This window comes from Streptomyces sp. NPDC093510 (assembly GCF_040683555.1).
Taxonomy (GTDB): Bacteria; Actinomycetota; Actinomycetes; order Streptomycetales; family Streptomycetaceae; genus Streptomyces.
Genome location: NZ_JBFBEE010000019.1, coordinates 98,221 through 123,454, shown reverse-complemented (window position 1 = coordinate 123,454; position 25,234 = coordinate 98,221). Strand labels below are relative to the sequence as shown.

The window sequence follows — 25,234 nt, the reverse complement described above, 5'->3', positions numbered from 1 at the left end:
CGGAACACATCCTTCCGTGGCCCTACCCGCACCGCCGTACCCTTGCCCGTGATGACCGGACACCAGCCCACCCAGCTCCCCCGCCTCGCCGGCACCCTGCGCCGCCTGCCGCCCTCCTGCGGCCCCGTCCGCCTGATCGCCGTGGACGGGCACGCGGGCTCGGGCAAGTCGACCTTCGCGCGCCGCCTGGCCGAGGCACTCGGCGACGCGCCCGTCCTGCGGCTCGACGACATCGCGAGCCATGCGGAACTCTTCGGCTGGACGGAGCGGCTGTGGCGGCAGGTCGTCGGACCGCTCTCCCGCGGCGAGACGGCGCACTACGCGACGTACGACTGGCACGAGCGCCGCTTCGGTCCCGCCGACCGGGCCCTGCCGCCCGCGCCCGTCGTGATCGTCGAGGGGGTCGGCGCGGGCCGCCGGGCGCTGCGTCCCCACCTCGCCGCGGTGCTGTGGATGGACGTGCCGCACGAGGAGGCGTGGCAGCGGGGGCGCCGACGGGACGGGGCGGTCCAGAGTGACTTCTGGGACGGCTGGGAACCGGAGGAACTCCGGCACTTCGCCGAGGACCCGTCCCGACCCTTCGCCCAACTTTTGGTACGACAGCGACCAGAGGGATACGAAGTGCTTTCAGGGCCCGGTGTGGCGCTTACAGAGGCCTGAGTCATCACACAGAGTGAAGGGCCGTGGGCGGTCCGCTGAACCTCCGGAAAACCGCTTCCAGTTGGCCTCGCGAGTTTTCGCGAGTGCCTCAACTCTGCTTGACCCAGGGCCCTTACAGGACTTACGTTCTGAATGTGCGGTCTTCGACACCGCCCGCAGACGCGAAGCCCCCGGTTGTTCCCCCGTGATCGGGGGCTTCGTTCTGCCCCGCGAGTCCGATTTCCGACCGCTGCGAGCCGCCATTCGCTCACGGTCGGTCACCATCGGGCGGACTCCCCGTCGGCCGTTCCCGGCCGATCCCCCGGTGCGGCACCCTACGGCCGACCGCTCCTCCGCAGGTACGATGCATCTCGGTGCGTCTTTTCGGACGGCTGCTCTGCGCATCGAATCAACTCCCGTCCGCAGCACAGTGGTTCAGCGCAGTGGTTCAGCGCAGTCGCCGGCGGGCACCGGTCCGGCGGTACGCAAACGGGGGCACGGTTTGTGGGGGACCTGATGGACTTCGACGCGGTGGGCTCACCCGCCCCGGCCGACCTCGCCTGGCTGAGGGGCGTCGACGCCTACACGATGGGCGCCTATCCGCAGGCCGAGGAGGAATTGCGGACGGCGGTGCGGATGGATCCCGGGATGGCCGACGGCTGGCTCGGGCTGCACGCGCTGCGCATCGACACGACGACGGCACTGCTGCGGATGTTCCAGCACCGGAACCGGTTCGGGGAGCAGCGCACCCGGCACGCGCGCGCCCTCAACTCCTGGTACTGGCTCGGCTGGTGGGTGCAGCCGGTCCTGGAGAGCACCCGTGACCTGCTGCTCGCACACGCCTCGCACTGGCTGGACGGACGCCATGTCCCGGAGCTCGACCGGGCACTGGCGGGCCTGCCGCCCGTCGACGCCGACCCGCAGGTGCGCTTCCTGCACGCCTGCCGCTCCTACCTGGTCAAGGACTGGGAGCAGCTGGTGCGGCACACGGACCCGCTGATCGACGACCCGATGCTGGGCATCGAGGCCGGACTCTTCGGCGGCATGGCGCGGGTCCGCCTGGAGACGTACGGCCAGGCCGAGCCGCTGCTGTCCGCCGCCCTGATGCGCTGCCGCAGCGAACAGCCTCAGCGCAAGGAGCTGCGCTACTGGCTGGCCCGCGCGCACGAGGGCACAGGACGCTCGGCGGCCGCCCTGCCCCTGTACCGCGCGGTGCACCGGGTCGACGCCTCCTTCATGGACACCTCCGCGCGACTCGCCGCGATCTCCGAGGGCGACGGGTACGACGAGGCGGCCGACCTCGCCGCCGCGATCAGCCTGACCGGCGCGGGGCAGGACGTGCTGGAGGGTCCTGACGGCATCGACGTGCTGTTCGGCACGGAGGGACGTGACGTGAAGGTCACCGACCCCGAACTGCCGCCGGGCGGCGGCCTCCCGGTCACCGGCACCCCCACCGGCCCCACGGGCCCCAGCAGTTCCGGTGGACCCAGCGGCCCTGGTGGTCCCACCGGCCCCAAGAGCCCCAACAGCCCCAACAGCGCCTCGAGCCCTGCCCAGACCGACGCCGTCCGCGAGAAGGCGATCATCCCGGTCAAGGCGGGACCGCCCCAGCTGCCCCCCGGCCCCACCGACCCCGCACTCCTGGAGGCCGCGCTCTCCGAACTGGAGGGCATGGTAGGCCTGGAGCCGGTGAAACGCCAGGTCAAGGCGCTCTCCGCACAGCTGAACATGGCACGTCTGCGCGCCGCGCAAGGCCTGCCCGTGCAGCCGCCGAAACGACACTTCGTCTTCTCGGGCCCCTCGGGCACCGGCAAGACCACCGTGGCCCGCATCCTCGGCCGCGTCTTCTACGCACTCGGCCTGCTCGGCGGCGACCACCTGGTGGAGGCGCAGCGGGCCGACCTCGTCGGCGAGTACCTGGGCCAGACCGCCGTGAAGGCCAACGAGCTGATCGACTCGGCGATCGGCGGCGTCCTCTTCGTGGACGAGGCGTACTCCCTCTCCAACTCCGGCTACGGCAAGGGCGATGCCTACGGAGACGAGGCCCTACAGGTCCTCCTCAAGCGCGCCGAGGACAACCGTGACCACCTCGTCGTCATCCTCGCGGGCTACCCCGAGGGCATGGACCGGCTCCTGGCCGCCAACCCCGGGCTGTCCTCCCGCTTCACGACCCGCGTCGACTTCCCCTCGTACCGCCCGCTCGAACTCACCGCCATCGGCGAGGTCCTCGCGGCCGACAACGGCGACGTGTGGGACGAGGAGGCTCTCGAAGAGCTCCGCTCCATCAGCGGGCACGTCGTCGACCAGGCCTGGATCGACGAGCTCGGCAACGGCCGCTTCCTGCGCACGCTCTACGAGAAGAGCTGTGCCTACCGCGACCTGCGGCTCTCCGGCTACCCCGGCGAACCGGGGCGCGACGACCTGTCCACCCTGCGGCTGCCCGACCTGATGCAGGCCTACGGAGAAGTGCTCTCGGGGCGGGGACCGCAGGACACCCCGGGGCTCTGACACCCCGGGGTCCGGCGGGTTCAGACCGCGCGGCTGACGGCGAGCGCGGAGTCCCTGCTCTCCTCCGGTGCGGTCCTCTGCACCGTGACCCGGTGCGCCGGGTCGCGGACCTCGCCGACCAGCAGTTCCAGGACGTCCTCCAGGGCGACCAGGCCGAGCACCTTGCCGGACGCGTCGGCGACCTGCGCCAGGTGCGTGGCGGCGCGGCGCATCACGGTCAGCGCGTCGTCCAGCGGCAGTTCGGACCGCAGCGTGGTCATCGGGCGCCACACCTGCTGCGGCACGGCGCGGTCGGTCTCCTCCAGGTCCAGTACGTCCTTCACGTGGAGGTAGCCCATGAAGGCGCCGTTCTCCGCGCAGACCGGGAAGCGGGAGTAGCCGGTGCGGCCGGTGAGCTCGATGACGCGGGCCGGGGTGACCGAGGGGCCCACGGTCACCAGGGACGCCCGGTCGAGCAGGACGTCGGTGACCGGGCGCGAGCCCAGCTCCAGGGCGTCCTCCAGGCGCTCCTGCTCGACGGGATCGAGCAGGCCCGCCTGTCCTGAGTCCTCCACGAGACGGCCCAGCTGCACGCTGGTGAACACCGCCTCGACCTCGTCCTTGGGCTCCACTCCGAAGAGTTTCAGGACGACCCTGGAGCACGCGCCGAGCGCGGCGGTCACCGGTCGGCAGAGCCGCGCGAAGGCGACCAGCCCCGGGCTGAACCAGAGGGCCGTCTTCTCGGGGGCCGCCATCGCGAGGTTCTTCGGGACCATCTCGCCGATGACGAGGTGGAGGAAGACGACGACGGCGAGCGCGATCACGTAGCCGAGGGGGTGGATCACGCCCTCGGGCAGGTGCACGGCCTCGAAGACCGGCTCCAGGAGATGCGCGACGGTCGGCTCGGCGACCGCGCCGAGCGTCAGCGAGCAGACGGTGATGCCGAACTGGGCGGCCGCCATCATCTGCGGCAGGTGCTCCAGGCCGTACAGCACCTGGCGGGACCGCTTGGTGTCCAGGGGCTCGATCTGGCTGCGGCGCACGGACACGAGCGCGAACTCCGCGCCCACGAAGAAGCCGTTGGCGAGGACGAGGAGGAGGGCGAAGAGGAGTTGCAGCAGGCTCATCGGAGTGCCTCCGCGGCTTCCATGACGGCGAAGGCGTCCTGAGTGCGCACGATCCGCACCCGCTCCGCGCGGTAGTGCCCGACCTGGCGCACCGAGAGCCGCCAGCCCGGGAGTTCCGCACGGTCGCCGGGGGCGGGGATGCGGCCGAGCAGATCCGCGACGAGTCCTGCGACGGTCTCGTACGGCCCCTCGGGCACGGCGAGCCCGATGCGCTGGAGCGTGTCGACGCGGCAGCTGCCGTCGGCGTCCCAGGCGGGCCTGCCGTCCTCGGCAGGTGCCGCGCAGAGCTCGGGCAGGTCGAGGAGGTCGTGCTCGTCGCGGACCTCGCCGACGAGTTCCTCGACGATGTCCTCCAGGGTGACGACGCCCGCGGTGCCTCCGTACTCGTCGACGACGACGGCGATGGGCTGCTCGCTGCGCAGCCGCTCCAGGAGGGGCTGTACGGGGAGCGTCTCGGGGACGAGCAGCGGGGACTGCGCGATGCGTCGCACGGGCGTCCTGAGGCGCTCGTGGGCAGCGACCGCGAGGGCGTCCTTGAGGTGCACCATGCCGACGACCTCGTCGATCCGCTCGTCGTAGACCGGGAAGCGGGACAGGCCGGTGGCGCGGGTCAGGTTGACCACGTCCTCCGCGGTCGCCGACGACTGCAGCGCGCTGACCTTCACGCGCGGCGTCATGACGTGCTGCGCGGTCAGCTCCCCGAGGGACAGGGTGCGGACGAACAGGTCGGCGGTGTCCTGCTCCAGGGCACCGGCCTGCGCCGAGTGCCGGGCCAGGGAGACCAGCTCGCCGGGGGTGCGGGCGGAGGCCAGCTCCTCGGCGGGCTCGACGCCGAGGGAGCGCACCAGACGGTTGGCCACGGCGTTCAGGAGGGCGATCACGGGCCGGAAGAGCCGCGCGAAGACGTGCTGCGGTCCTGCGACGAACCGCGCGACCTGCAGCGGCCTGGACACCGCCCAGTTCTTGGGCACCAGCTCGCCGATCACCATCTGTACGGCGGAGGCGAGCAGCATGCCGACCACTACGGAGACACCGCCGACGGCACCCTCGGGGACGCCGACCGCCGTGAACGGGCCCGCGAGCAGGTGCGCGAGGGCCGGTTCGGCGAGCATGCCGACGACGAGCGAGGTGATGGTGATGCCGAGCTGGGTGCCGGAGAGCTGGAAGGACAGCTCCTTGAGGGCGCTGACGACCGTACGGGCCCTTCGGTCGCCCTCGGCCGCGGCCTTCTCCGCGTCCGGCCGTTCGACGGTGACGAGTCCGAACTCGGCCGCCACGAAGAAGCCGTTGGCGAGAATCAGCAGGAATGCCGCCCCGAGAAGCAGCAGGGGCACTGTCATGCCGCCACCTCTTCGGTCGTGCCGGTCCCGGTAGGTCGGGAGGGGGCGGCGCAGGTACTACAGGACGATCCGTCCATCGCCGGAGGGAGTCACTCCTCGGGTAGCAGGAGCTCCCGGGGGGCCGGGCGGGCCCGTCGGGAGCGGGGCGGCACACACGCGCGCCCCGCCAACAGATTAATCAAGACGGGGCGCGGAACGTCCAGGGTCTAGTTCTCGCGAGCCGTGCGGGCGTCGGCGAGTGCGCGCAGGGCGCGGGCGTCGGTGATGGCCTGCTGTTTGCCGATGCCCGGCTGGATGCCAAGGGCGGGCAGGCTGGTGCCGTCGCTGAGGTTCAGGAACACCCAGGGGTCGCCGGGGCGGAGGTTGACCTGCACGATCTCGGCCCAGGCCAGACGGCGGCTCGTCGCGATGTTGACGACGGTCACGCCGGATTCGTCGGCGACGACCTTGGGCCTGCTGAGCAGTACGAGCACGCCGAAGAGCAGCGCGCCGGTGAAGACGAAACTGGTCCGCTCCCCCGGGCTGAGCTTCGGCAGCAGGAAGGCGATCACCGTGATCACCACGAAGATCGTGGCGCCCGCGGTGAGCAGGACGGCCCGGGTCCGCGTCGGCCGGAAGGTGACGGGCAGGGCGGGAAGGGCGGGGCTTTCGGACATGGGCGGGTGCTCCTACCGGATCAGGGGCCGGTCAGAGGCGGCAGGCGTGGATGGCCGTGGTCAGGATGGCCCGCGCACCGATGGCGTACAGGTCGTCCATGATCCGCTGGGCCTCCTTGGCGGGGACCATCGAGCGGACGGCGACCCAGCCCTCGTTGTGCAGCGGCGAGATCGTCGGCGACTCCAGGCCCGGGGTGAGGGCGACGGCCTGCTCCAGGTGTTCGGCGCGGCAGTCGTAGTCCATCATCACGTACGACCGGGCGACGAGGACGCCCTGGAGGCGGCGCAGGAACTGCTGCACCTTCGGGTCCTCGGTGTCGGCGCCCCTGCGACGGATGACGACCGCCTCGGACTTCATGATCGGGTCGCCGAAGACCTCCAGGCCGGCGTTCCGCAGGGAGGTGCCGGTCTCCACGACGTCCGCGATGACCTGGGCGACGCCCAGCTCGATGGCGGTCTCGACGGCGCCGTCCAGGTGGACGACGGAGGCGTCGACGCCCTGCTCGGCGAGGTGCTTGGCGACGATGCCCTCGTAGGAGGTCGCGACGGTCTTGCCCGCGAGGTCATTGATGTCGCCCGCCGTGCCCGGCTTCGCGGCGAAGCGGAAGGTGGAGCGGGCGAAGCCGAGCGGCAGGATCACCTCGGCGTCGGCACCGGAGTCGATCAGCAGGTCCTCGCCGGTGATGCCGATGTCGAGCCGGCCCGCCGAGACGTAGATCGCGATGTCCTTGGGGCGCAGGTAGAAGAACTCGACCTCGTTGTCGGGGTCGACGAGGACGAGCTCCTTCGACTCCTTGCGCTGCTGGTAGCCGGCCTCATGGAGCATCGCCGACGCAGGTCCGGACAGTGAACCCTTGTTGGGGACGGCGATGCGCAGCATGAGGTCAGCTTCCTTAGTCAGGTGGTACGTGGATGAGTTGCGGGTGCCGGGGTGCGGCTCAGAGGTGGGCGTACACGTCGTCGAGGGAGATGCCGCGGGCGACCATCATCACCTGCACGTGGTACAGGAGCTGCGAGATCTCCTCGGCGGCGGCTTCCTTGCCCTCGTACTCGGCGGCCATCCAGACCTCGGCGGCCTCTTCGACGACCTTCTTGCCGATGGCGTGAACGCCCTTGTCGACCAGCTCGGCGGTGCGGGAGGTCGTGGGGTCGCCGTTGGCGGCCTTGTGCTGGAGCTCGGTGAAGAGCTCCTCGAAAGTCTTCTTGGACATGATGGTCGCCACTCTACGCGGCCGGACGGTCCCCCTCAGCGCCAGGGTTCGGAGACGGTACGGAGCGTGGTGGCGGTGGCCACGGCCGCGGTGACCGCTTCGTGGCCCTTGTCCTCGCGGGAGCCCTCGATGCCCGCGCGGTCCAGCGCCTGCTCCTCGGTGTCGCACGTCAGTACGCCGAAGCCGATCGGGACGCCGGTGTCGACGGAGACCTGGGTGAGGCCCTGGGTGACGCCCTGGCACACGTACTCGAAGTGCGGGGTGCCGCCGCGGATGACGACGCCGAGCGCGACGATCGCGTCGTAGCCGCGGCCGGCGAGGACCTTGGCGACGACGGGCAGCTCGAAGCTGCCGGGCACGCGCAGCACGGTCGGCTCGCTGATGCCGAGTTCGTTCAGGGCGCGCAGGGCGCCGTCGACGAGACCGTCCATGACCTTCTCGTGCCACTGTGCCGCGATCACCGCGACCCGCAGGTCGCCGCAGTTCTTCACGCTCAGTTCGGGTGCACCCTTGCCGCTCACGCGCTTCTCCTTCAGATCCTCTGACCGTGTCCGGTTCTTACTGGTTGCCGCAGGCGGACACTTCGGCGGCGTCCAGCCAGGGCAGGTCGTGCCCCATCCGGTCCCGCTTGGTGCGCAGGTACCGAAGATTGTGTTCGCCCGCCTCGACCGGCATGGGCTCGCGCCCGGTGACCTTCAGGCCGTGCCGCAGGACCGCGTCGGTCTTGTCGGGGTTGTTGGTCATCAGCCGGACGCCGAGGACGCCGAGGTCGCGCAGGATCTGGGCGCCCGCGCCGTAGTCCCTGGCGTCGGCGGGCAGGCCGAGCTCCAGGTTGGCGTCGAGGGTGTCGCTGCCCTGTTCCTGGAGGGCGTACGCGCGCAGCTTGGAGAGCAGGCCGATGCCGCGTCCCTCGTGGCCGCGGAGGTAGACCACAACGCCGCGCCCCTCACCGGTGATGCGCCGCATGGACGCCTCAAGCTGCGGGCCGCAGTCGCAGCGCAGGGAGTGGAAGACGTCGCCGGTGAGGCACTCGGAGTGCAGGCGTACGAGGACGTCCTCGCCGTCACCGAGGTCGCCGTGGACGAGGGCCACGTGTTCGACGCCGTCGACGGTGGAGCGGTAGCCGTACGCCGTGAAGTCGCCGAAGGCGGTGGGCAGGCTGACCTCGGCCTCGCGGCGGACGGTGGGTTCCGAGGAGCGGCGGTAGGCGATCAGGTCCTCGATGGAGATGATCGTCAGGCCGTGCTTGCGGGCGAAGGGGACCAGCTCGGGCAGGCGGAGCATCTTCCCGTCCTCGCCCGCGATCTCCACGATGGCCCCGGCGGGGCGCAGGCCCGCGAGCCGGGCGAGGTCGACGGCGGCCTCGGTGTGGCCGTTGCGGGTGAGCACGCCGCCCTCCTTGGCGCGCAGCGGGAAGATGTGCCCGGGGCGCACGAAGTCGTCGGCGGTGGCGGCGCCGCCCGCAAGGAGCTGGAGCGTGGTGGCGCGGTCGGCGGCGGAGATGCCGGTGCTGACGCCGTGCGCGGCGCTCGCGTCGACGGAGACGGTGAAGGCCGTGCTCATCGACTCGGTGTTGTGCTCGACCATCTGCGGGAGGCGGAGCCGGTCGAGTTCGGCGGCCTCCATGGGCGCGCAGATCAGGCCGCGGCACTCGCTCATCATGAAGGCGACGATCTCGGGGGTCGCCTTCTCGGCGGCGACGACGAGGTCGCCCTCGTTCTCGCGGTCCTCGTCGTCGACGACCACGACGGGGCGGCCCGCCGCGATGTCGGCGACGGCCCTCTCCACGGGGTCGAGCGAGAGGTCTTCGGTGCCGGTGCTGTACCAGAGGGGTGCCGCGCTCATGCCGGGGCTCCTTCCATGACGGGCTGCGAGGCGGCCGCGCGGGAGCGCAGCCACCAGTCGCGCATGCCCCAGAGGACGAGGGCGAGGTAGACGACGTACACGAGTCCGGAGAAGGCGAGGCCGCTGCTGAAGGCGAGCGGCACGCCGACCACGTCGACGAGCAGCCAGGCGAACCAGAACTCGACGAGTCCGCGGGCCTGGGCGACCATCGCGGCGAGCGTGCCGACGAAGATGTAGGCGTCGGGCCAGGGGTTCCACGACAGGTCGGGGACGGCGCTGAACAGGGCGCCGACGGCGAGGGTGCCGACGGCGGTGCCCGCGAGCAGGACGCCCCGCTCCTTCCAGGTGGCGAACCGGATGGCGATGGAGCCGTCCTGCGCCTGCTGCCTGCCGCGCGTCCACTGCCGCCAGCCCCACAGCGCGACGCCGATGACGAGGAGCTGCTTGCCGACGCCGCCGGACAGCTGCGCGGAGGCGTACGCGGCGACGAGGATGACGCCGGACAGGAACTGGGCGGGCCAGGTCCATATGGAGCGCCGCCAGCCGAGCGCGAGGGCGACGAGACCGACGGTGTTGCCGATCATGTCGGACCACATGATGTGCTGGTCGAAGGCCGTGAAGGCTTCGGAGTTGAGCCAGTTCACTTGGTGGCCTCCTGGGCGGGCACTTGGACGCGGTCGCCGAGCAGGCGCTCCACATACTTGGCGATGACGTCGACCTCGAGGTTGACCGGCTCGCCGGGCTGCTTGATGCCGAGCGTGGTGAGCGCGAGGGTGGTGGGGATGAGGCTGATGGTGAAGAAGTCGGGGCCCGCGTCGACCACGGTGAGGCTGACGCCGTCGACGGTGATGGAGCCCTTCTCGACGACGTAGCGGGAGAGTCCTGCGGGGAGCGAGATCTTGACGATCTCCCAGTTGTCGGACGGCTCGCGCTCGACGATCTCGCCGGTGCCGTCGACGTGGCCCTGCACGATGTGTCCGCCGAGGCGGGCGCCCACCGAGGTGGGGCGCTCCAGGTTGACGCGGGAGCCGACCGCGAGCGCGCCGAGGCTGGAGCGGTTCAGGGTCTCCGCCATCACGTCGGCGGTGAACTCGTCGCCCTCGTGCTCCACGACCGTCAGACAGACGCCGTTGACCGCGATGGAGTCGCCGTGTTTCGCGCCTTCGGTGACCACGGGCCCGCGCAGGCGGAAGCGGGAGGCGTCGGGCAGGTTCTCGACGGCGGTGATCTCGCCCAGCTCTTCGACGATTCCGGTGAACACGTCAGTGCTCCTTCGCTACGAGGGTCGCGGTGATGCGCAGGTCGGGGCCGATGCGGACGGTCTCGCTCACGTCGAGCCGCAACGCTTCGGTGATGGTGGTGATTCCGCCGCCGGTCAGGGCGGCGGGCCCGGCGCCGAGCAGGGCGGGGGCGAGGTAACCGACGACGCGGTCGACGGCGCCGGCGGCGACGAAGGCCCCGGCGAGCGTCGGGCCGCCTTCGAGGAGGACGGACCGCACGCCACGCGCGTGGAGCACGTCGAGGAGGGTTCGGATGTCCAACCCGCCTTCCGCGCGCGGGAGCCGGACGGTCTCGGCGTCATGGGCGGGGGTGACGTCGTCGGCGACGGCGATCAGTGTCGGTGCCGCGTCGTCCAGGACGCGGGCGCCCGGCGTGACGGCGGTGCCGTTCGTGTCGACGACGACGCGCAGGGGCTGCACGGCGGCTGTTTCCGCGCCTGCGACGTTCCGTGCGGCGAGGTGCGGGTCGTCGGCGCGCTGGGTGCCGGAGCCGACGACGACGGCGTCACTCTCGGCGCGCAGCCGGTGCACGTCGGCGCGGGCCTCGGCGGAGGTGATCCAGCGGCTGGTGCCGTCGGCGGCGGCGGTGCGGCCGTCGAGCGTGGCGGCGTACTTCCAGGTGACGTGGGGGCGGCCGAGCCGCACGGAAGTCAGCCAGGCGGCGTTGACCTCGGAAGCCTCGGCCTCCAGGAGTCCCTGTTCCGCCGGGATTCCGGCCGTACGCAGGGTGTGCGCGCCGCCGGTCGCGGTGGGGTTCGGGTCGCCGACCGCGTAGACGACGCGGGCGATCCCGGCGTCGATGAGGGCCTGTGCGCAGGGTCCGGTGCGGCCGGTGTGGTTGCAGGGTTCGAGGGTGACGACGGCGGTGCCGCCACGGGCCCTGTCACCGGCCGCGCGCAGGGCGTGGACCTCGGCGTGGGGGCCGCCCGCGCGCTGGTGCCAGCCTTCGCCGACGCTCTCGCCCGCGGCGTCGAGGATGACGCAGCCGACGACGGGGTTGGGGCTGGTGGCGCCGAGGCCGCGCGCGGCCAGCGTGACGGCGCGCCGCATGGCGGCTGCTTCGGCTACGGCGGTGGCCACCGGGTCCTCCTGCCTCTTCGGGCACGGACTCCGGGGCCTGTCGATGACGACAGAACGTACGGGAGGAACACCTGGAGCGACGCCTGCGCCGAATGACACCTGTCCCCGGGAAACCCAGGAACCGTCCCGGGCCGAGGCCAGGAACAAGCCATGACGGCGACGTGCAGAGATGCCCGCCCGCCGCGCACTGCCTCCCATCCGGACTTTCACCGTCGGTCCAGGAATTTCACCTGGTCAACCGGCCACTGGAGGTGGCCGGGTCGCGGACTGTAACCGCCGGTTCGGAATTACACCGACCCCGGAGTGCGCTGCTTCTGGTACGAGGCCAGTGTGCCATGGCTGATTGCGGGCCATACGGGTGGCCCGCTGTGGCCTGGCTCACAAAGCACCATTCAACATCACGTTCAACCAACTTGGTCCAGACCTATTGACGCACTGGTCTAGTCCTCTTAATCTCACCGTCACTCCGAGGAGCAGGAGCCGACGGTGTGCGCACGCCGGGGCCCCAGAACGATCCACATCTCCGCCAGTTGTGCTGTTCCGCCCCGCTCGTGTTCCGCACCGCCCCCAGGAGGCTCCCTTGCCGTCCCTCACCCGCGCGAGACCCACGCTGCTCGCGTCCGGCACAGCCGTCGCCGGTCTGCTGATCGGTCTCGTGTCCGGCGGCGCCACCCAGGCCGCGGCCGCCGACGACGCTTCCTGTCGCCCCGACGGCCTCTACAAGACGCCCGGCGTCGACGTCCCCTACTGCTCCGTCTACGACAGCGACGGCCGCGAGAAGATGGGCGCCGACCACCAGCGCCGCGTCATCGGCTACTTCACCGGCTGGCGCACCGGCAAGAACGGCGAGCCCGCCTATCTCGCCAAGGACATCCCGTGGGAGAAGGTCACCCACGTCAACTACGCCTTCGGGCATGTCAACAAGGACAACAAGCTCTCCGTCGGCTCCGACAGCGACACGAACCCCGCCACCGGCATGACCTGGCCGGGCGTCGCGGGCGCCGAGATGGACCCGGCGCTGCCCTACAAGGGCCACTTCAACCTGCTCAACAAGTTCAAGAAGAAGCACCCGAACGTCAAGACGCTCATCTCGGTGGGCGGCTGGGCGGAGACCGGCGGCTACTTCGGGGACGACGGCAAGCGCGTGAACTCCGGCGGGTTCTACTCGATGGCCACCAACGCCGACGGCTCGGTGAACCACGCGGGCATCGACACCTTCGCCGACTCGGCGGTCGCCTTCATAAAGAAGTACGGCTTCAACGGCGTCGACATCGACTACGAGTACCCGACCACGATGAAGGACGCGGGCAACCCGCTCGACTACTCCATCTCCAACGCCCGCCGCGGCGGCCTCGTCAAGGGCTACGCCGCGCTGATGAAGTCCCTGCGCGAGAAGCTCGACAAGGCGGGCGCGGCCGACGGCAAGCACTACATGCTGACCGTGGCGGCCCCCTCCTCCGGCTATCTGCTGCGCGGCATGGAGACCTTCCAGGTCCAGAAGTACCTGGATTACGTCAACATCATGTCGTACGACCTGCACGGCGCCTGGAACGAGTACGTCGGCCCCAACGCCGCGCTCTTCGACGACGGCAAGGACGCGGAGCTGGCTGCGGCGAACGTCTACGGAAGCCAGCAGTACGGCGGCATCGGCTATCTGAACACCGACTGGGCCTACCACTACTTCCGCGGCTCGATGCCGGCCGGGCGCATCAACATCGGCCTGCCGTACTACACGCGCGGCCACAAGAACGTGCAGGGCGGCACCGACGGACTGTGGGGCAAGGCCGCCGCGACCAGCTGCCCGGCAGGCTCCGGCCTGACCAAGTGCGGTGACGGCGCGGTCGGCATCGACAACCTCTGGCACGACAAGGACGACAACGGCAAGGAGTCACCGGCGGGCTCCAACCCGATGTGGCACGCCAAGAACCTGGAGAAGGGGATCGTCGGCGACTACGTCACCAAGTACGGCTTCCCCGCCGACACCAAGCTCACCGGCACCTATGCCCGCAAGTACAGCTCCTCGCTGGTCGCGCCCTGGCTCTGGAACGCGGACAAGAAGGTCTTCCTGTCCACGGAGGACGAGGAGTCGGTCGCGAAGAAGGCCGACTACGTGGTCGACCGGGGCATCGGCGGCACGATGGTCTGGGAGATGGCCGGGGACTACGACTGGAACGCGGCCAAGGGGCAGTACGAGATCGGCTCCACGCTCACCTCGCTGATGTACGACAAGTTCAAGGCCGCGAAGCCGTACGGCGCCAAGGTCTCGAACAAGGAGCTGCCCACCAAGGCCGTCGACATCGGGGTGGACTTCGGGGACTTCAAGCTGGGCGACTCCAACTACCCGATCACGCCGAAGGTGAAGATCACCAACAACACGAAGACGGCGCTGCCTGGCGGCACCGAGTTCCAGTTCGACTACTCCACCGCGGCCCCTGGCAACGCCTCCGACCAGTCCGGCTTCGGCACGAAGGTGATCAGCAGCGACCACACCGGCAGCAACGTCGGCGGCCTGAAGGGCGACTTCCACCGGGCCTCGCTGAAGCTCCCGGCCTGGCAGTCCCTTGCGCCCGGCGCCTCCGTGGACCTGTCCTTCAACTACTACCTGCCGGTCTCCACCCCGTGGAACTGGACGGTGGACATCAGCGGCACGACGTACGCGCTCGCCGGTGACCTGGCGCGCGGCACCACGCTCGTCGAGCCCGGAGGCGGCACCGGGCCGACCGACCCGCCGGACCCGACCGACCCGCCGACGCCGGGCAAGTGCACCGCGCCCGCGTGGGGCGCGTCCGCCGAGTACGGCAGCGGGACGACCGTGTCCCACAAGTCGCACACGTGGAAGGCCAAGTGGTGGACGAAGGGCGATGAGCCCGGCGCCGGCGGCACCTGGGGTGTTTGGCAGGATCTCGGCGCCTGCTGACGCTCCGAAGTGCTCACGCCCGTGGGATTTGGCACCCTGTGGGCGTGAGCACCGCAGCGGCACTTGCCGAGGAGTTCGAGTCCCACCGTCCCCGGATGTTCGGCCTGGCCTACCGCATACTCGGCTCCGCGCAGGAGGCCGAGGACGCCGTGCAGGACGCGTACCTCCGCTGGAACGGCATGCGGCGCGAGGACATCGCGCAACCCGCCGCCTGGCTCGCCAAGACCGTCACGAACCTCTGTCTGACCAGGCTGACCTCCGCCCGCGCCCGTCGCGAGCAGTACGTGGGGACCTGGCTGCCGGAGCCCGTGATCACCTCCGGCAACGCGCTGGGGCCGCTGGAGTCCGCGGAGCAGCGGGACGCCGTGTCCATGGCGCTGCTCGTCCTCCTTGAGCGGCTCACGCCCAGGGAGCGTGCCGTGTACGTGCTGCGGGAGGCGTTCGCGTACAGCCACCGGGAGATCGCCCGCGTCCTGGACGCCAGCGAGGCCAACTGCCGCCAGCTGTACCGCAGGGCGGCCCGCGCGGTCGCCGACGCGCGGTCCCGCTTCGAGCCGGGGCAGGAGCTGCGGCAGACGTTCGTGGAGTCGTTCATCGCCGCGGCCCGTGAGGGCGATGTCGCGGGCCTGGAGAAGATGCTGGCCAGGGACGTGACGTGGTGGGGCGACGGCGGGGGCAAGGTCACCGCGGCCCGCACGCCCATTCTCGGCCGCGACAACGTCGTGCGGTTCCTGGTCGACATCATGACGAACCTCGCCGCCGCGGAGTTGTCGTACGCCGAGGTCAATGGCGCGCCCGCGCTGGTCATACACGCGGCGGGGCGACTCACCGCCGTCGCCTCCCTCGAAGGGCGTGACGGGACGATCACCGGGGTACGGTCAGTTGTCAATCCGGACAAGCTGGTGTTCGTGGAGCGCCAGTTGGCCGCCGCCTGACGGCTTTGGCCGCTGCCTGACGACTGAGGAGCCTGGTGATGAGCACGATCCTGGTGACCGGCGGTACGGGAACCCTCGGCCGCCTCGTGACCGAGCGGCTGCGGACGGACGGTCACGAGGTGCGGGTGCTCAGCCGCCGCACCCGGCCGTACGCCGTCGATCTGCGCGAGGGCACCGGCCTGGACGCGGCGGTGGCCGGCGTGGACGTGATCGTGCACTGCGCGAGCTCGCCGCGCGGCGGTGACGAGCAGGCCGCCGAGAACCTGATCGCGGCGGCGCGCGAGGCCGGTGTGGCGCACCTGGTCTACATCTCGATCGTCGGCATCGACCGCGTGCCGCTCGGCTACTACAAGACGAAGCTCACCGTGGAGCGGATGATCGAGGAGTCCGGGCTCGGCTGGACCGTGCTTCGCGCCACGCAGTTCCACGATCTGGTGCTGCGCATACTGGAGGCATCGGCGAAGCTCCCCGTCATGCTGCTGCCCTCGGGGCTCAGCGATCAGCCGATCGAGGTCGCCGAAGTGGCGGGCCGGCTTGCGGAACTGGCGGCCGCGCCGCCTGCGGGGCGGGTCGACGACATGGGAGGCCCCGAGGTGCGCACCGTCCCCGACCTGGCCCGTGCCTACCTTCGGGCGAGCGGCAAGCGGCGCACGCTGCTGCCGGTGCCGCTCGCGGGGCGGGCGTACCAATCCGCCCGCGCGGGCGGTCATCTGACGCCCGGACGAGCCGTCGGCAAGGTCACGTTCGAGGACTATCTGGCGGTGCGGTCGGGCAAGCAGCCGACCGCGAAGTAGCGGGCCCCGGGCGCGGGCGCTCGACGTCCGGGCCTCAGTGACCGGCCGGCGGCCCGAACAGCTCGTCCTGCGCCGCGTCGCGCGCGGCGAGCAGCGCGCCCCGCAGCACCGCGGCGCCGCCGAGCGTGCCCGCGCGGACCTCGGTGCGCAGCGGCGACATGGCGGTGACCCGGTCCGCGACGCGGGCGGCGAGCACGGTGCCGCCCGCCCGGCCCACCTCGCCGCCCAGGACGACACAGCCGGGGTCGAGGATCGCGGCCGTCGCGGCCGCGCCGACGGCGACGCGGTCGGCGACGGCGTCCAGGAAGGCGTCCTCGCCGGTCTCGACCGCCTGCCGCACCACGTCGGCGGCGGCCATGCCGGGCCGCAGCAGGCCGTGTTCCGCGCCGAGTTCGCACAGCGCGGCGGCGCAGGCCAGCGAGTGGAAGCCGCCCTCGCAGCCGGTGGCCGAGGGCAGGGAGCCCGTGCGGGGCACCGGCAGGAAGCCGATCTCCCCCGCGCCGCCCGACGCGCCCCTGCGCAGCACACCGTCGAGCACGACGGCGGCGCCGACGCCGTCGCCGAGCCAGAGCAGCACGAAGGTGTCCCGGTCGTGCGCGGCGCCGTCCCTGCGTTCGGCGCGGGCCGCGAGGTTGGTCTCGTTCTCCACGAGGACGCGGGCGCCGAGCCGTCCGTGCAGGGCGCCGGCGAGGCGGCGGTGCCAGGCGGGCAGCGAGGTCGTGTCGTGCAGGTCGCCGGTGGCGGGGTCGATGAGGCCGGGGGCGCCGATGCCGATGGTGTGCAGCCGCTGGACGCCGCCCTCGCGCGCCGTGTGCCCGACGAGGTCGAGGGCCCGTTCGAGGGCGGCCTCCGTGTCGCCGTCGACGGGCGCGGAGGTCTCGGCGAGGACCGCGCCGAGCAGATCGGTCACGACGACGGAGACGCTGTCGGTGCGCACGTCGAGGGCGGCGAGGTGGGCCCGGTCGGCGACTATGCCGTAGAGCCGGGCATTCGGGCCGCGCCGCTGGGCACCCGCCTCCCCGACGACGGTGATGAGCCCGGAGCCCTGGAGCCGCTCGACGAGGTCGGCCACCGAGGGCCTCGACAGGCCGGTGAGCTGCTTCAACTGGTTCGCGGTCAGGGGCCCTTCGCTCTGCAGGAGCCCCAGGGCGAGCCGGTCGTTGATGGCCCGGGCGGTACTCGGTGAGGCGGGCGAGACAGGCATGTCCGGATCCTCCCACAGGAAGTCTTCTATTTATCAGGCAGGGTTCCTGATAGTTTACGTCGCCGTATCGGTGCAGCACTCGGGAGGGGCGGAACGAGATGAGTGAAGTGGTCTACGACAAACGCCGGTTGAAGCGGGCGCGGATCGCCGTGGCGGCCGTCTTCTGCGTGCACGGCGCGGTCGCGGGATCCTTCGCGACCCGGGTGCCCTGGATCCAGGAGCACGCCGGGGTCAGCGCCGGCATGCTCGGCCTCGCGCTCGCCTTCCCCGCGATCGGCGCCTCCGTCGCGATGCCTCTCGCGAGCCGGATCAGCCATCGCTTCGGCGCCCGGACCTCACTGCGGGGCCTCCTCGCCATATGGACGCTCGCGCTGATCCTGCCGTCGCTGGCGCCGAACCTGCTCACGCTCTGTCTGGCGCTCTTCGTGTACGGCGCCTCCTCGGGCATGTCCGACGTGGTGATGAACGCCCTCGGTGTCGAGACCGAGACCCGCATGCGGAAGTCGATCATGTCGGGCCTGCACGGCATGTGGAGCGTCGGCGCCCTGATCGGCTCCGCGGGTGGCACGGTCGCCGCCCACCTGGGCTCGGACGCCCGCCTGCACCACGCCCTCGCCGCCGCGACGCTCACCCTGCTCGGCATCGTGGCGTGCCAGGGCGTGCTCGACGTACAGGCGGAACCGGAGGAGGAGGCGCCGCCGCGGTTCTCGCTGCCGCCCAGGTCGGCGCTGCTCATCGGCGCCGTCGGCTTCTGCGCGGTGTTCGCCGAGGGCGCGAGCCTGGACTGGTCGGCGGTCTATCTGCGGGACGTCCTGGACACGTCGGCCGGTGTCGCCGCCGCGTCGACCACGGGCTTCACGCTCACCATGGCGATCGCGCGGCTCGCGGGCGATGCCGTGGTCGACCGGTTCGGCGCGGTGCGCACGGTGCGTGCGGGCGGCTTCCTCGCGGTGCTCGGCGGACTGCTCGTGGTGCTCGCCTCCCACCCCGTCATGGCCATGGGCGGCTTCGCGCTGCTCGGCCTCGGCATCGCGGTCGTGGTGCCGCTCGCCTTCGCCGCCGCCGGGCGCAGCGGCCCGAACCCGAGTCAGGCCATCGCGGGTGTCGCCACCATCACGTACACCTCGGGCCTGGTCGCCCCCTCGGCGATCGGCACGCTGGCGGACGCGACGAGCCTCGTGACCTCCTTCGGCCTGGTGACGCTGCTCGCCTGCGGCCTCGTGGCCTTCGCGGGCGTGCTGCGCACGGGCGGCCGCAGGGCGGCCCAGGCCGCGCCGACGGACGCGGCGGCGCCCGGACCGAGGTCCTGACCTCGCATTAACATGGCGTCGATCATTTCGGGCCACTCCACGCGGCCCGGCTCGGCGCACAGAAAGCGGCACTCACCATGGACCTCGGCGTGCGCTGGAAACTTCACGGCGACGGACGCACCCCCGCACCGGGAGCGGTCGTACGGCCCGACGAGCGGCTCTCGTGGCCGCGGACCTTCGGGCTCGGCGCGCAGCACGTGGTGGCGATGTTCGGGGCGTCCTTCGTGGCGCCCGTCCTCATGGGTCTTGATCCGAATCTGGCCATCATGATGTCGGGCGTCGCGACCGCCATCTTCCTGCTCGCCACCCGCGGCCGCGTGCCCAGCTACCTGGGCTGCTCGCTCTCCTTCGTGGGTGTCGCCGCCGTCATCCGTGCGCAAGGGGGCTCCAGCGCGACGGTGACCGGCGCGGTCTTCGTCGTCGGCGCCGCGCTGTTCCTGGTGGGCCTCGCGGTGCAGAGGTTCGGGGCGCGGATCATCCATGCCGCGATGCCGCCGATCGTGACGGGCGCGGTCGTCATGCTGATCGGCTTCAACCTCGCGCCGGTCACGGCGTCGACGTACTGGCCGCAGGACCAGTGGACGGCGCTGCTGGTGATGCTGTTCACCGGCCTCGCCGTGGTGTGCCTGCGCGGCTTCTGGTCGCGCATCGCGATCTTCCTCGGCCTGCTCTTCGGGTACGGCATCTCCTGGGCCTTCGACCGGATCTTCGGCAAGGTCCACTCGGCGGACGCCTCGGGCAAGGTCGTCGACCACTGGCGGCTGGACCTGTCCGCCGTGGGCCAGGCCGACTGGGTCGGTCTGCCGTCCTTCCACGCGCCGAGCTTCGAGTGGTCGGCGATTCTCGTGGCGCTGCCCGTCGTCATCGCGCTCGTCGCGGAGAACGCGGGCCACGTGAAAGCCGTCGGCGAGATGACCGGCGACAACCTCGACGACAAGCTCGGCACAGCGATCTCCGCCGACGGCGCCGCCTCCATGCTCTCCACCGCGGTCGGCGGCCCGCCCAACACGACGTACTCCGAGAACATCGGCGTGATGGCCGCGACCCGCGTCTACTCCACGGCCGCGTACTGGGCGGCGGCCTGCTTCGCCCTGCTCTTCGGGCTCTGCCCCAAGTTCGGCGCGGTCGTGGCCGCCATCCCGGGCGGCGTGCTCGGCGGCATCACCGTCATCCTGTACGGCATGATCGGCCTGCTCGGCGCCCAGATCTGGATCAACGCCAAGGTTGACCTGCGCAATCCGCTGAACCTCGTACCGGCCGCGGCGGGCATCATCATCGGCGTCGGCGGCGTGTCCCTGAAGATCAGCGACAACTTCGAGCTGAGCGGCATCGCGCTCGGCACGATCGTCGTCATCACCGGCTATCACGTACTGCGCGCCTTCGCCCCCGCGCACCTCAAGTCCCAGGAACCGCTGCTGGATTCGGGCACGTCGGCGTACGGCGAAGAGGGCGGGACGAGCGAGCGGCGTTAATCCGTTCGACGCGGTGCGCACCCGCTGACTAGGGTGCGCACCATGTCGAGCCCCGAGGCATCAAAACTCCGGCCACCGGTCGTCCGGTGGCTTCTCGTGCTGCCGCGCTGACGCGCCCCCGGCACCATCGCCGCCGGATCACCGCTCCCCGTGTCCTGATCGTTTCGATCCACACTGTGGTTGCGGAGTTTCGCTGTGCCCTTTGCCCTCTACCTCCTCGGGCTCGCCGTTTTCGCCCAAGGCACCTCCGAGTTCATGCTGTCCGGCCTGGTCTCCGACATCGCCAGGGACCTGGCCGTCCCCATCCCGGCCGCGGGCCATCTGACCTCTGCGTTCGCCGTGGGAATGATCGTCGGCGCGCCGCTGATGGCCGTCCTGAGCCGTCGCTTCTCGCGTCGGAGCGCGCTCCTGGCCTTCCTCGTCACCTTCCTGCTCGTCCATGTCGTCGGCGCGCTCACCACGAGCTTCGCGGTACTGCTCGCGTCTCGCGTCGTCGGCGCCCTCGCCAACGCCGGGTTCCTCGCCGTCGCCCTGGTCACGGCCACGAGCATGGTCGGGCCCGACGCCAAGGGCCGCGCCACGTCCGCGCTGCTCGGCGGCGTGACCGTCGCCTGTGTCGCGGGCGTGCCCGCTGGCGCGCTGCTCGGCGAGGTGTGGGGGTGGCGCTCGGCGTTCTGGGCCGTGGCGCTGCTCTCCCTGCCCGCCGTCCTCGCCATCGCGCGGGCCGTTCCCGCGGGGGCGCCGGACACCTCGGGTCCGAGCGCGCTCGGTGAGCTGCGTGCGCTGCGCGGTCCGCGGCTCCTGGTGACGCTGCTGCTCGGCGCGCTGGTCAACGGCGCGACGTTCTGCACGTTCACCTACCTCGCACCGCTGGTCACCCAGGTCACCGGCCTCGGCTCCGGCTGGGTCCCCGTGGTGCTGGCGCTCTTCGGCATCGGCTCCTTCGTGGGCGTCGGCGCGGCCGGCCGCTTCGCCGACGTGCGGCCCGTGCCGGCTCTGGTGTGCGGCTCGCTCGCGCTGCTCGCCGGCTGGGTCCTGTTCGCGGTGACCGCCGCGAACCCGGTGGCGGCTGTCGTGCTCGTCCTCGTCCAGGGGGCGCTGTCGTTCGGCGTCGGGTCCACCCTCATCTCGCAGGCGTTGTACGCGGCGGTCGACGCGCCCCACCTGTCGGGCGGGTTCGCCACGGCCGCGTTCAACGTGGGCGCCGCGCTCGGCCCGTGGCTCGGCGGCCTCGCGATCTCCGCGGGGCTCGGCTACCGCTCGCCCCTCTGGCTCAGCGCGCTCCTGGTGGCGGCCGCCCTGGTCACGGGCGGTGTGGCGGCCGGCCTCGGCCGACGGGCTCGGCGTGCCCCGCTCGGCGGCCGTTCCCTCGTTTCGGGGAAGCGGCCGGTGCGCTGAGCCCCGGGCGCGCCCGGGGCTGGGACCCTGCCCGCATGGCGCAGTTGGAGCGGTTCGCGGAATTCAGGGCCCCGGCCTACGGAGTCGACGCCGTGGCGGCACGGATGCGTGCGCTCGGCGGCGGCCTGCCGCCGCGCGACGGGGTCGCCGTCTTCAACCGCGTCTACCTCTCGGTGACCGAGGAGGTCGGCCGGCACCTCGGCGGCGGCGCGTTCCCCGACGCCCGTGCCGCCGGCACGCTGGCCGTCCGCTTCGCCGGGCGCTATCTGTCGGCCGTCGACGCGGCGGCCGACGGGCGCCGCCCGCCCGCCTGCTGGCGCCCGCTGTTCCAGTACCGCCGCCATCCGGGCGTGCTGCCGCTGCAGTTCGCGCTCGCGGGCATCAACGCGCACATCGGGCACGATCTGGCGTTCGCCCTCGTGGACAGCTGCCGTGCGCTCGGCTGTGAACCGGCCGATCTGGAGGACGAGTTCGACCGGGTCGGTGACGTCCTCGGCTCGCTGGAGGAGCGCATCCGCGAGGAGCTGATGCCAGGACCCGACCTGCTCCAGGTCGGCGACCCGCTGACGCATCTGGTCGGTTCCTGGAGCCTGGAGCGGGCCCGGGAGGGCGCGTGGGCGTCGGCGCGGGCCCTGTGGGCGCTGCGGGAACTGCCCGCCGTCGCCGAGGAGTTCGGGGAGCGGCTCGACGGGGCGGTGGGTCTGGTGGGGCGGATTCTGCTCACGCCTCTTCCGGACTGAGGTCGATGTACGTTGAATTGACTGACCTCGACGCGAAGGAGCACCCGCATGGCGATCCGACTCGGACTGGGCCTCCCGCAGGGCCGGCAGTACGCCATCGGACGCGACGTCCCCGCGGTCGCCCGGGCCGCCGAGGACATCGGTTACGAAAGCCTCTGGGTCTACGAGCGCGTCCTCTACCCCGAGCCCGCCACCCAGGGGCTGTACGGGGTCCCGGGCCTGCCCTGGCCCGACACGTACCGCTCGGTCGCCGATCCGCTGGTCACCCTGACGCTCGCCGCCGCGGCCACGGAGCGCGCCCGTCTCGGCACCAGCGTGCTCGTCGCCCCGCTGCACGTCCCGTTCCAACTGGCCCGCTCGCTGGCCTCGTTGGACGCGGCGAGCGGCGGCCGGGTCGTCGCGGGCTTCGGCACGGGCTGGTCCCACGACGAGTACGCGGCCGCCTCGGTCGCCCCCTTCGAGCGGCGCGGCAAGGTCCTGGACGAACTGATCGACGTCTGCCACGCGGTCTGGGGCCCGGACCCGGTGGCGTACGAAGGGGAGCTGACCACCATCGCGCCGTCCGTGGTGGGCCCCAAGCCCGCCAGGCCGATCCCGATCCTGCTGCCCGCCAACAGCCCGCGCGCGCTGCGCAGGCTGGTGGACCGTGCCGACGGCTGGATGCCGGTGGCCTCCGGCGCCGGGAAACTGACCGAACAGGCCCGGGCGCTGAAGGAACTGGCGGCCGAGCGGGGCCGCACGAAACCGGTGCGAAGCGTCCTGCGGGCCAACGCCCGGTACACGGTCAAGCCGTACGAGGGCGAGAAGCGCGCACCCTTCCGGGGGAATGTCGCGCAGATCGTCGAAGACCTGGCGGCCCACGCGGAGACCGGCGCGGTGGAGGAGATCCTCGTCGAACTGGCGGGGAGCACGCGGGACGCGGCGGAGCTGAAGGACGTGGCGGCGCAGGTGTACGAGGCGGCACGGGCGGCCGGGGTGTAGGGCACGCCCGGGGCATGCCCTGGGGGCGCGGGGAACTGCGCGACCAGCCACAACGGCCCAGCAGACTCCCACGCGCCCCACGGAAACGGCGCTCAGTCCTCCGGCAGCTCGACGGGAGCGATCTCGTCGTACACGTCACCCGGACCCGGGTTGCTCGCATCGGTGGACCCGCCGAAGTGGTGCATCACGCCCCACACCGCGTTGAGCGCCGTCTGGATCGCGCCCTCGGCCCACCCGGCCGTCCAGGAGATGTCGTCACCGGCGAGGAAGATGCCCCGCTTGTCCTCGGGAAGCGTGTCCTGCATGAAGTGGGTGAACAGCCGCCGCTGGTAGCGGTAGTGGCCCGGCAGGTTCGCCTTGAAGGCACCCATGAAGTAGGGCTCGTTCTCCCAGGACACGGTCACCGGGTTGCCGATGATGTGCTTCCGGATGTCGACCTTCGGGTAGATCTCGCCGAGCGACTTGAGCATGACCTCCATGCGCTCGTTCGCCGACAGCGGCAGCCACTTCAAGCTGTCGTCGCACCAGGTGTAGGAGAGGCAGATGACGGCGGGCTTGTCCGGCCCGTCGTCGAGCAGATACGTGCCGCGCGTCATCCGGTCGGTGAGCGTCATAGACATGACGTCCCGCCCTGTTTCTTCATCCTTGTCCAGCCAGAACGGCCGATCCACCGGCACGAAGAGCTTCGACGACTCCATGTAATGGGTCCGCTCCATCGCCGTCCAGTGGTCGATGGGGAAGAGCGAGTCGTCGCACTCGATCTTCGAGAGCAGCATCCACGACTGGGCGGTGAAGATCGCCGACCGGTACGTGCGGATGTCGCCGGAGGCGTCCGTGACCGTGACGCGGTTGCCGGCGGTGCGGTGGAGGCGGGTCACGGCGGGCTTGGGCGCGCCGCCCTCGTGCAGCGAGGAGAGGGACGTACCCGGCTCCCAGTGCACGATCTTCTGCGGCTCGCGCTCCCACAGGCGCAGCGGCAGCTGCTGGCTGCCGCCGACGATGCCGCGGTGGTGGTCGTCGGCCTCGGTGTAGACGACGCGCAGGATCTCCAGGATGGAGTTCGGGAAGTCGGTGTCCCAGCCGCCGGTGCCGAAGCCGACCTGGCCGAAGATCTCACGGTGCCGGAAGGACTTGAACGCCTCCGAGTCGCAGAGGAACCCGTAGAACGTCTGGTTGTCGAGCTTCTCGACGAGCTTCGACCAGATCTCACGGATCTTCGGCACGTCGCGCTCGCGCAGGGCGCGGTTCATGTCGGAGAAGTCCGCGCCCTCTTCGAGGCAGTCGTTCCACGCCTTCGCCACGTCGCGGTAGACCTGCGGCAGGTCGGCGACGGTCTCGGCGTAGTGCGACTCGCCCTTGAGGTCGACGACCGTCGAAGGGGTCGTCTCGGCGAGCGGGTTGGGGAACGCCCTCGTCTCCAGGCCCACCAGGTCGATGTAGTGCTGCAGCGCCGTGGAGGACGGCGGGAAGCGCATCGCGCCCATCTCGGCGGTGAGGTCGGCGTCACAGCCCTCGAAGCCGACGGTACGCAGCCGGCCGCCGATCTGGTCGGCCTCGTAGACGACGGGCTTGAGGCCCATCTTCATCAGCTCGTACGCGGCGACGATGCCGGAGAGCCCGCCACCGATGACGGCGACCTCGGTGCCGTGCTCGGTCGCGGGTATCTGGCCCAGGCCCGCCGGGTGGGCCAGGAAGTCGTCGTAGGCGTAGGGGAAGTCCGGGCCGAACATGGTGATCGGCGGCTGCGCGTCGGTGTGCTGGATGGCGGTGGGCACCGTGGACGTCATGGGGTACGGACTCCTTGCACGGAACTGAAAG

22 protein-coding genes and 1 riboswitch are annotated in these 25,234 nt (G+C 71.3%); of the genes, 10 read left to right on the top strand and 12 right to left on the bottom strand.

Annotation, left to right across the window (positions count from 1 at the left end; all coding sequences use genetic code 11):
• Positions 1–51 precede the first annotated feature (51 nt).
• On the top strand, positions 52–660 hold the full coding sequence (locus AB0N81_RS28695; protein ID WP_365363258.1) for an AAA family ATPase: 609 nt from the start codon (positions 52–54) through the stop codon (positions 658–660).
• Positions 661–1,155: 495 nt separating this feature from the next.
• Entirely contained in the window at positions 1,156–3,147 is a 1,992-nt protein-coding gene (locus AB0N81_RS28690; protein ID WP_365363257.1) for an AAA family ATPase, read from the top strand.
• Positions 3,148–3,167: 20 nt separating this feature from the next.
• Here the strand turns inward: AB0N81_RS28690 and AB0N81_RS28685 are convergent, their stop codons facing one another.
• The 10 genes from AB0N81_RS28685 to ribD form a co-directional block, all read right to left on the bottom strand.
• The gene (locus AB0N81_RS28685) at positions 3,168–4,253 is read right to left on the bottom strand and encodes a hemolysin family protein (RefSeq protein WP_365363255.1); all 1,086 of its coding nucleotides are present in this window, start codon (positions 4,251–4,253) and stop codon (positions 3,168–3,170) included.
• Positions 4,250–5,593, bottom strand: a complete 1,344-nt coding sequence (locus tag AB0N81_RS28680) for a hemolysin family protein (RefSeq protein ID WP_365363253.1) — start codon at positions 5,591–5,593, stop codon at positions 4,250–4,252. Before AB0N81_RS28680 ends, AB0N81_RS28685 begins: the two co-directional genes overlap by 4 nt.
• 206 nt (positions 5,594–5,799) lie before the next feature.
• The gene (locus AB0N81_RS28675) at positions 5,800–6,249 is read right to left on the bottom strand and encodes a PH domain-containing protein (protein WP_365363251.1); all 450 of its coding nucleotides are present in this window, start codon (positions 6,247–6,249) and stop codon (positions 5,800–5,802) included.
• A 31-nt stretch (positions 6,250–6,280) separates the two neighbouring features.
• Positions 6,281–7,129, bottom strand: coding sequence for an ATP phosphoribosyltransferase (gene hisG, locus AB0N81_RS28670; RefSeq protein WP_365363249.1), 849 nt, complete (start codon positions 7,127–7,129; stop codon positions 6,281–6,283).
• A 58-nt stretch (positions 7,130–7,187) separates the two neighbouring features.
• Complete coding sequence (locus AB0N81_RS28665; protein ID WP_205039161.1) at positions 7,188–7,460, bottom strand: phosphoribosyl-ATP diphosphatase; 273 nt, start codon at positions 7,458–7,460, stop codon at positions 7,188–7,190.
• Positions 7,461–7,495: 35 nt separating this feature from the next.
• A complete protein-coding gene (ribH, locus tag AB0N81_RS28660) occupies positions 7,496–7,981 on the bottom strand; it encodes a 6,7-dimethyl-8-ribityllumazine synthase (protein ID WP_362994831.1) in 486 nt (161 codons plus the stop codon).
• A 37-nt stretch (positions 7,982–8,018) separates the two neighbouring features.
• The gene (locus AB0N81_RS28655) at positions 8,019–9,305 is read right to left on the bottom strand and encodes a bifunctional 3,4-dihydroxy-2-butanone-4-phosphate synthase/GTP cyclohydrolase II (RefSeq protein ID WP_365363246.1); all 1,287 of its coding nucleotides are present in this window, start codon (positions 9,303–9,305) and stop codon (positions 8,019–8,021) included.
• Positions 9,302–9,901 carry a nicotinamide mononucleotide transporter family protein gene (locus tag AB0N81_RS28650; protein ID WP_365363376.1) on the bottom strand — a complete coding sequence of 200 codons (600 nt, stop codon included), beginning with the start codon at positions 9,899–9,901 and terminating at the stop codon, positions 9,302–9,304. Before AB0N81_RS28650 ends, AB0N81_RS28655 begins: the two co-directional genes overlap by 4 nt.
• 44 nt (positions 9,902–9,945) lie before the next feature.
• Complete coding sequence (locus tag AB0N81_RS28645; RefSeq protein WP_365363244.1) at positions 9,946–10,566, bottom strand: riboflavin synthase; 621 nt, start codon at positions 10,564–10,566, stop codon at positions 9,946–9,948.
• A 1-nt stretch (position 10,567) separates the two neighbouring features.
• Positions 10,568–11,635, bottom strand: a complete 1,068-nt coding sequence (gene ribD, locus AB0N81_RS28640; protein WP_365363374.1) for a bifunctional diaminohydroxyphosphoribosylaminopyrimidine deaminase/5-amino-6-(5-phosphoribosylamino)uracil reductase RibD — start codon at positions 11,633–11,635, stop codon at positions 10,568–10,570.
• A gap of 210 nt (positions 11,636–11,845) precedes the next feature.
• A riboswitch (FMN riboswitch) is annotated at positions 11,846–11,976 on the bottom strand.
• A 269-nt stretch (positions 11,977–12,245) separates the two neighbouring features.
• On the opposite strand from ribD, the gene AB0N81_RS28635 reads away from it, so the two are divergent.
• Genes AB0N81_RS28635 through AB0N81_RS28625 form a run of 3 tightly spaced genes read left to right on the top strand, consistent with a single transcriptional unit; the run spans position 12,246 to position 16,311 of the window.
• Positions 12,246–14,582, top strand: a complete 2,337-nt coding sequence (locus AB0N81_RS28635; RefSeq protein ID WP_365363242.1) for a chitinase C-terminal domain-containing protein — start codon at positions 12,246–12,248, stop codon at positions 14,580–14,582.
• Positions 14,583–14,626: 44 nt separating this feature from the next.
• Positions 14,627–15,517 (top strand): RNA polymerase sigma-70 factor, encoded by an 891-nt coding sequence (locus AB0N81_RS28630; RefSeq protein WP_365363240.1) that lies wholly within the window; start codon positions 14,627–14,629, stop codon positions 15,515–15,517.
• 38 nt (positions 15,518–15,555) lie between these two features.
• The gene (locus AB0N81_RS28625; RefSeq protein ID WP_365363238.1) at positions 15,556–16,311 is read left to right on the top strand and encodes an NAD(P)H-binding protein; all 756 of its coding nucleotides are present in this window, start codon (positions 15,556–15,558) and stop codon (positions 16,309–16,311) included.
• A gap of 34 nt (positions 16,312–16,345) precedes the next feature.
• On the opposite strand, the gene AB0N81_RS28620 is transcribed toward AB0N81_RS28625, so the two are convergent.
• Entirely contained in the window at positions 16,346–17,515 is a 1,170-nt protein-coding gene (locus tag AB0N81_RS28620) for an ROK family transcriptional regulator (RefSeq protein ID WP_365363236.1), read from the bottom strand.
• A 98-nt stretch (positions 17,516–17,613) separates the two neighbouring features.
• Here AB0N81_RS28620 and AB0N81_RS28615 point away from each other — a divergent pair, with 98 nt between their 5' ends.
• The 5 genes from AB0N81_RS28615 (at position 17,614) to AB0N81_RS28595 (ending at position 23,416) form a co-directional block, all read left to right on the top strand.
• Positions 17,614–18,825, top strand: a complete 1,212-nt coding sequence (locus tag AB0N81_RS28615) for an MFS transporter (protein WP_365363234.1) — start codon at positions 17,614–17,616, stop codon at positions 18,823–18,825.
• A 77-nt stretch (positions 18,826–18,902) separates the two neighbouring features.
• Positions 18,903–20,297, top strand: a complete 1,395-nt coding sequence (locus AB0N81_RS28610; RefSeq protein ID WP_365363232.1) for a solute carrier family 23 protein — start codon at positions 18,903–18,905, stop codon at positions 20,295–20,297.
• 195 nt (positions 20,298–20,492) lie between these two features.
• Positions 20,493–21,695 (top strand): Cmx/CmrA family chloramphenicol efflux MFS transporter, encoded by a 1,203-nt coding sequence (locus AB0N81_RS28605; protein WP_365363230.1) that lies wholly within the window; start codon positions 20,493–20,495, stop codon positions 21,693–21,695.
• 35 nt (positions 21,696–21,730) lie between these two features.
• Positions 21,731–22,435, top strand: coding sequence for a DUF5995 family protein (locus tag AB0N81_RS28600; RefSeq protein ID WP_365363228.1), 705 nt, complete (start codon positions 21,731–21,733; stop codon positions 22,433–22,435).
• A gap of 48 nt (positions 22,436–22,483) precedes the next feature.
• Positions 22,484–23,416, top strand: coding sequence for an LLM class F420-dependent oxidoreductase (locus AB0N81_RS28595; RefSeq protein ID WP_365363227.1), 933 nt, complete (start codon positions 22,484–22,486; stop codon positions 23,414–23,416).
• A gap of 92 nt (positions 23,417–23,508) precedes the next feature.
• Here AB0N81_RS28595 and AB0N81_RS28590 read toward each other — a convergent pair whose 3' ends face one another.
• A complete protein-coding gene (locus AB0N81_RS28590; RefSeq protein ID WP_365363225.1) occupies positions 23,509–25,203 on the bottom strand; it encodes an NAD(P)/FAD-dependent oxidoreductase in 1,695 nt (564 codons plus the stop codon).
• Positions 25,204–25,234 lie beyond the last annotated feature (31 nt).

Bases quoted from the DNA above. Each gene is read 5' to 3' on its own strand.
- AB0N81_RS28695 (WP_365363258.1), top strand. From the start codon at position 52: ATGACCGGACACCAGCCCACCCAGCTCCCCCGCCTCGCCGGCACCCTG.
- AB0N81_RS28690 (WP_365363257.1), top strand. From the start codon at position 1,156: ATGGACTTCGACGCGGTGGGCTCACCCGCCCCGGCCGACCTCGCCTGG.
- AB0N81_RS28685 (WP_365363255.1), bottom strand. From the start codon at position 4,253: ATGAGCCTGCTGCAACTCCTCTTCGCCCTCCTCCTCGTCCTCGCCAAC.
- AB0N81_RS28680 (WP_365363253.1), bottom strand. From the start codon at position 5,593: ATGACAGTGCCCCTGCTGCTTCTCGGGGCGGCATTCCTGCTGATTCTC.
- AB0N81_RS28675 (WP_365363251.1), bottom strand. From the start codon at position 6,249: ATGTCCGAAAGCCCCGCCCTTCCCGCCCTGCCCGTCACCTTCCGGCCG.
- hisG (WP_365363249.1), bottom strand. From the start codon at position 7,129: ATGCTGCGCATCGCCGTCCCCAACAAGGGTTCACTGTCCGGACCTGCG.
- AB0N81_RS28665 (WP_205039161.1), bottom strand. From the start codon at position 7,460: ATGTCCAAGAAGACTTTCGAGGAGCTCTTCACCGAGCTCCAGCACAAG.
- AB0N81_RS28655 (WP_365363246.1), bottom strand. From the start codon at position 9,305: ATGAGCGCGGCACCCCTCTGGTACAGCACCGGCACCGAAGACCTCTCG.
- AB0N81_RS28650 (WP_365363376.1), bottom strand. From the start codon at position 9,901: ATGTGGTCCGACATGATCGGCAACACCGTCGGTCTCGTCGCCCTCGCG.
- ribD (WP_365363374.1), bottom strand. From the start codon at position 11,635: ATGCGGCGCGCCGTCACGCTGGCCGCGCGCGGCCTCGGCGCCACCAGC.
- AB0N81_RS28625 (WP_365363238.1), top strand. From the start codon at position 15,556: ATGAGCACGATCCTGGTGACCGGCGGTACGGGAACCCTCGGCCGCCTC.
- AB0N81_RS28620 (WP_365363236.1), bottom strand. From the start codon at position 17,515: ATGCCTGTCTCGCCCGCCTCACCGAGTACCGCCCGGGCCATCAACGAC.
- AB0N81_RS28615 (WP_365363234.1), top strand. From the start codon at position 17,614: ATGAGTGAAGTGGTCTACGACAAACGCCGGTTGAAGCGGGCGCGGATC.
- AB0N81_RS28610 (WP_365363232.1), top strand. From the start codon at position 18,903: ATGGACCTCGGCGTGCGCTGGAAACTTCACGGCGACGGACGCACCCCC.
- AB0N81_RS28600 (WP_365363228.1), top strand. From the start codon at position 21,731: ATGGCGCAGTTGGAGCGGTTCGCGGAATTCAGGGCCCCGGCCTACGGA.
- AB0N81_RS28595 (WP_365363227.1), top strand. From the start codon at position 22,484: ATGGCGATCCGACTCGGACTGGGCCTCCCGCAGGGCCGGCAGTACGCC.
- AB0N81_RS28590 (WP_365363225.1), bottom strand. From the start codon at position 25,203: ATGACGTCCACGGTGCCCACCGCCATCCAGCACACCGACGCGCAGCCG.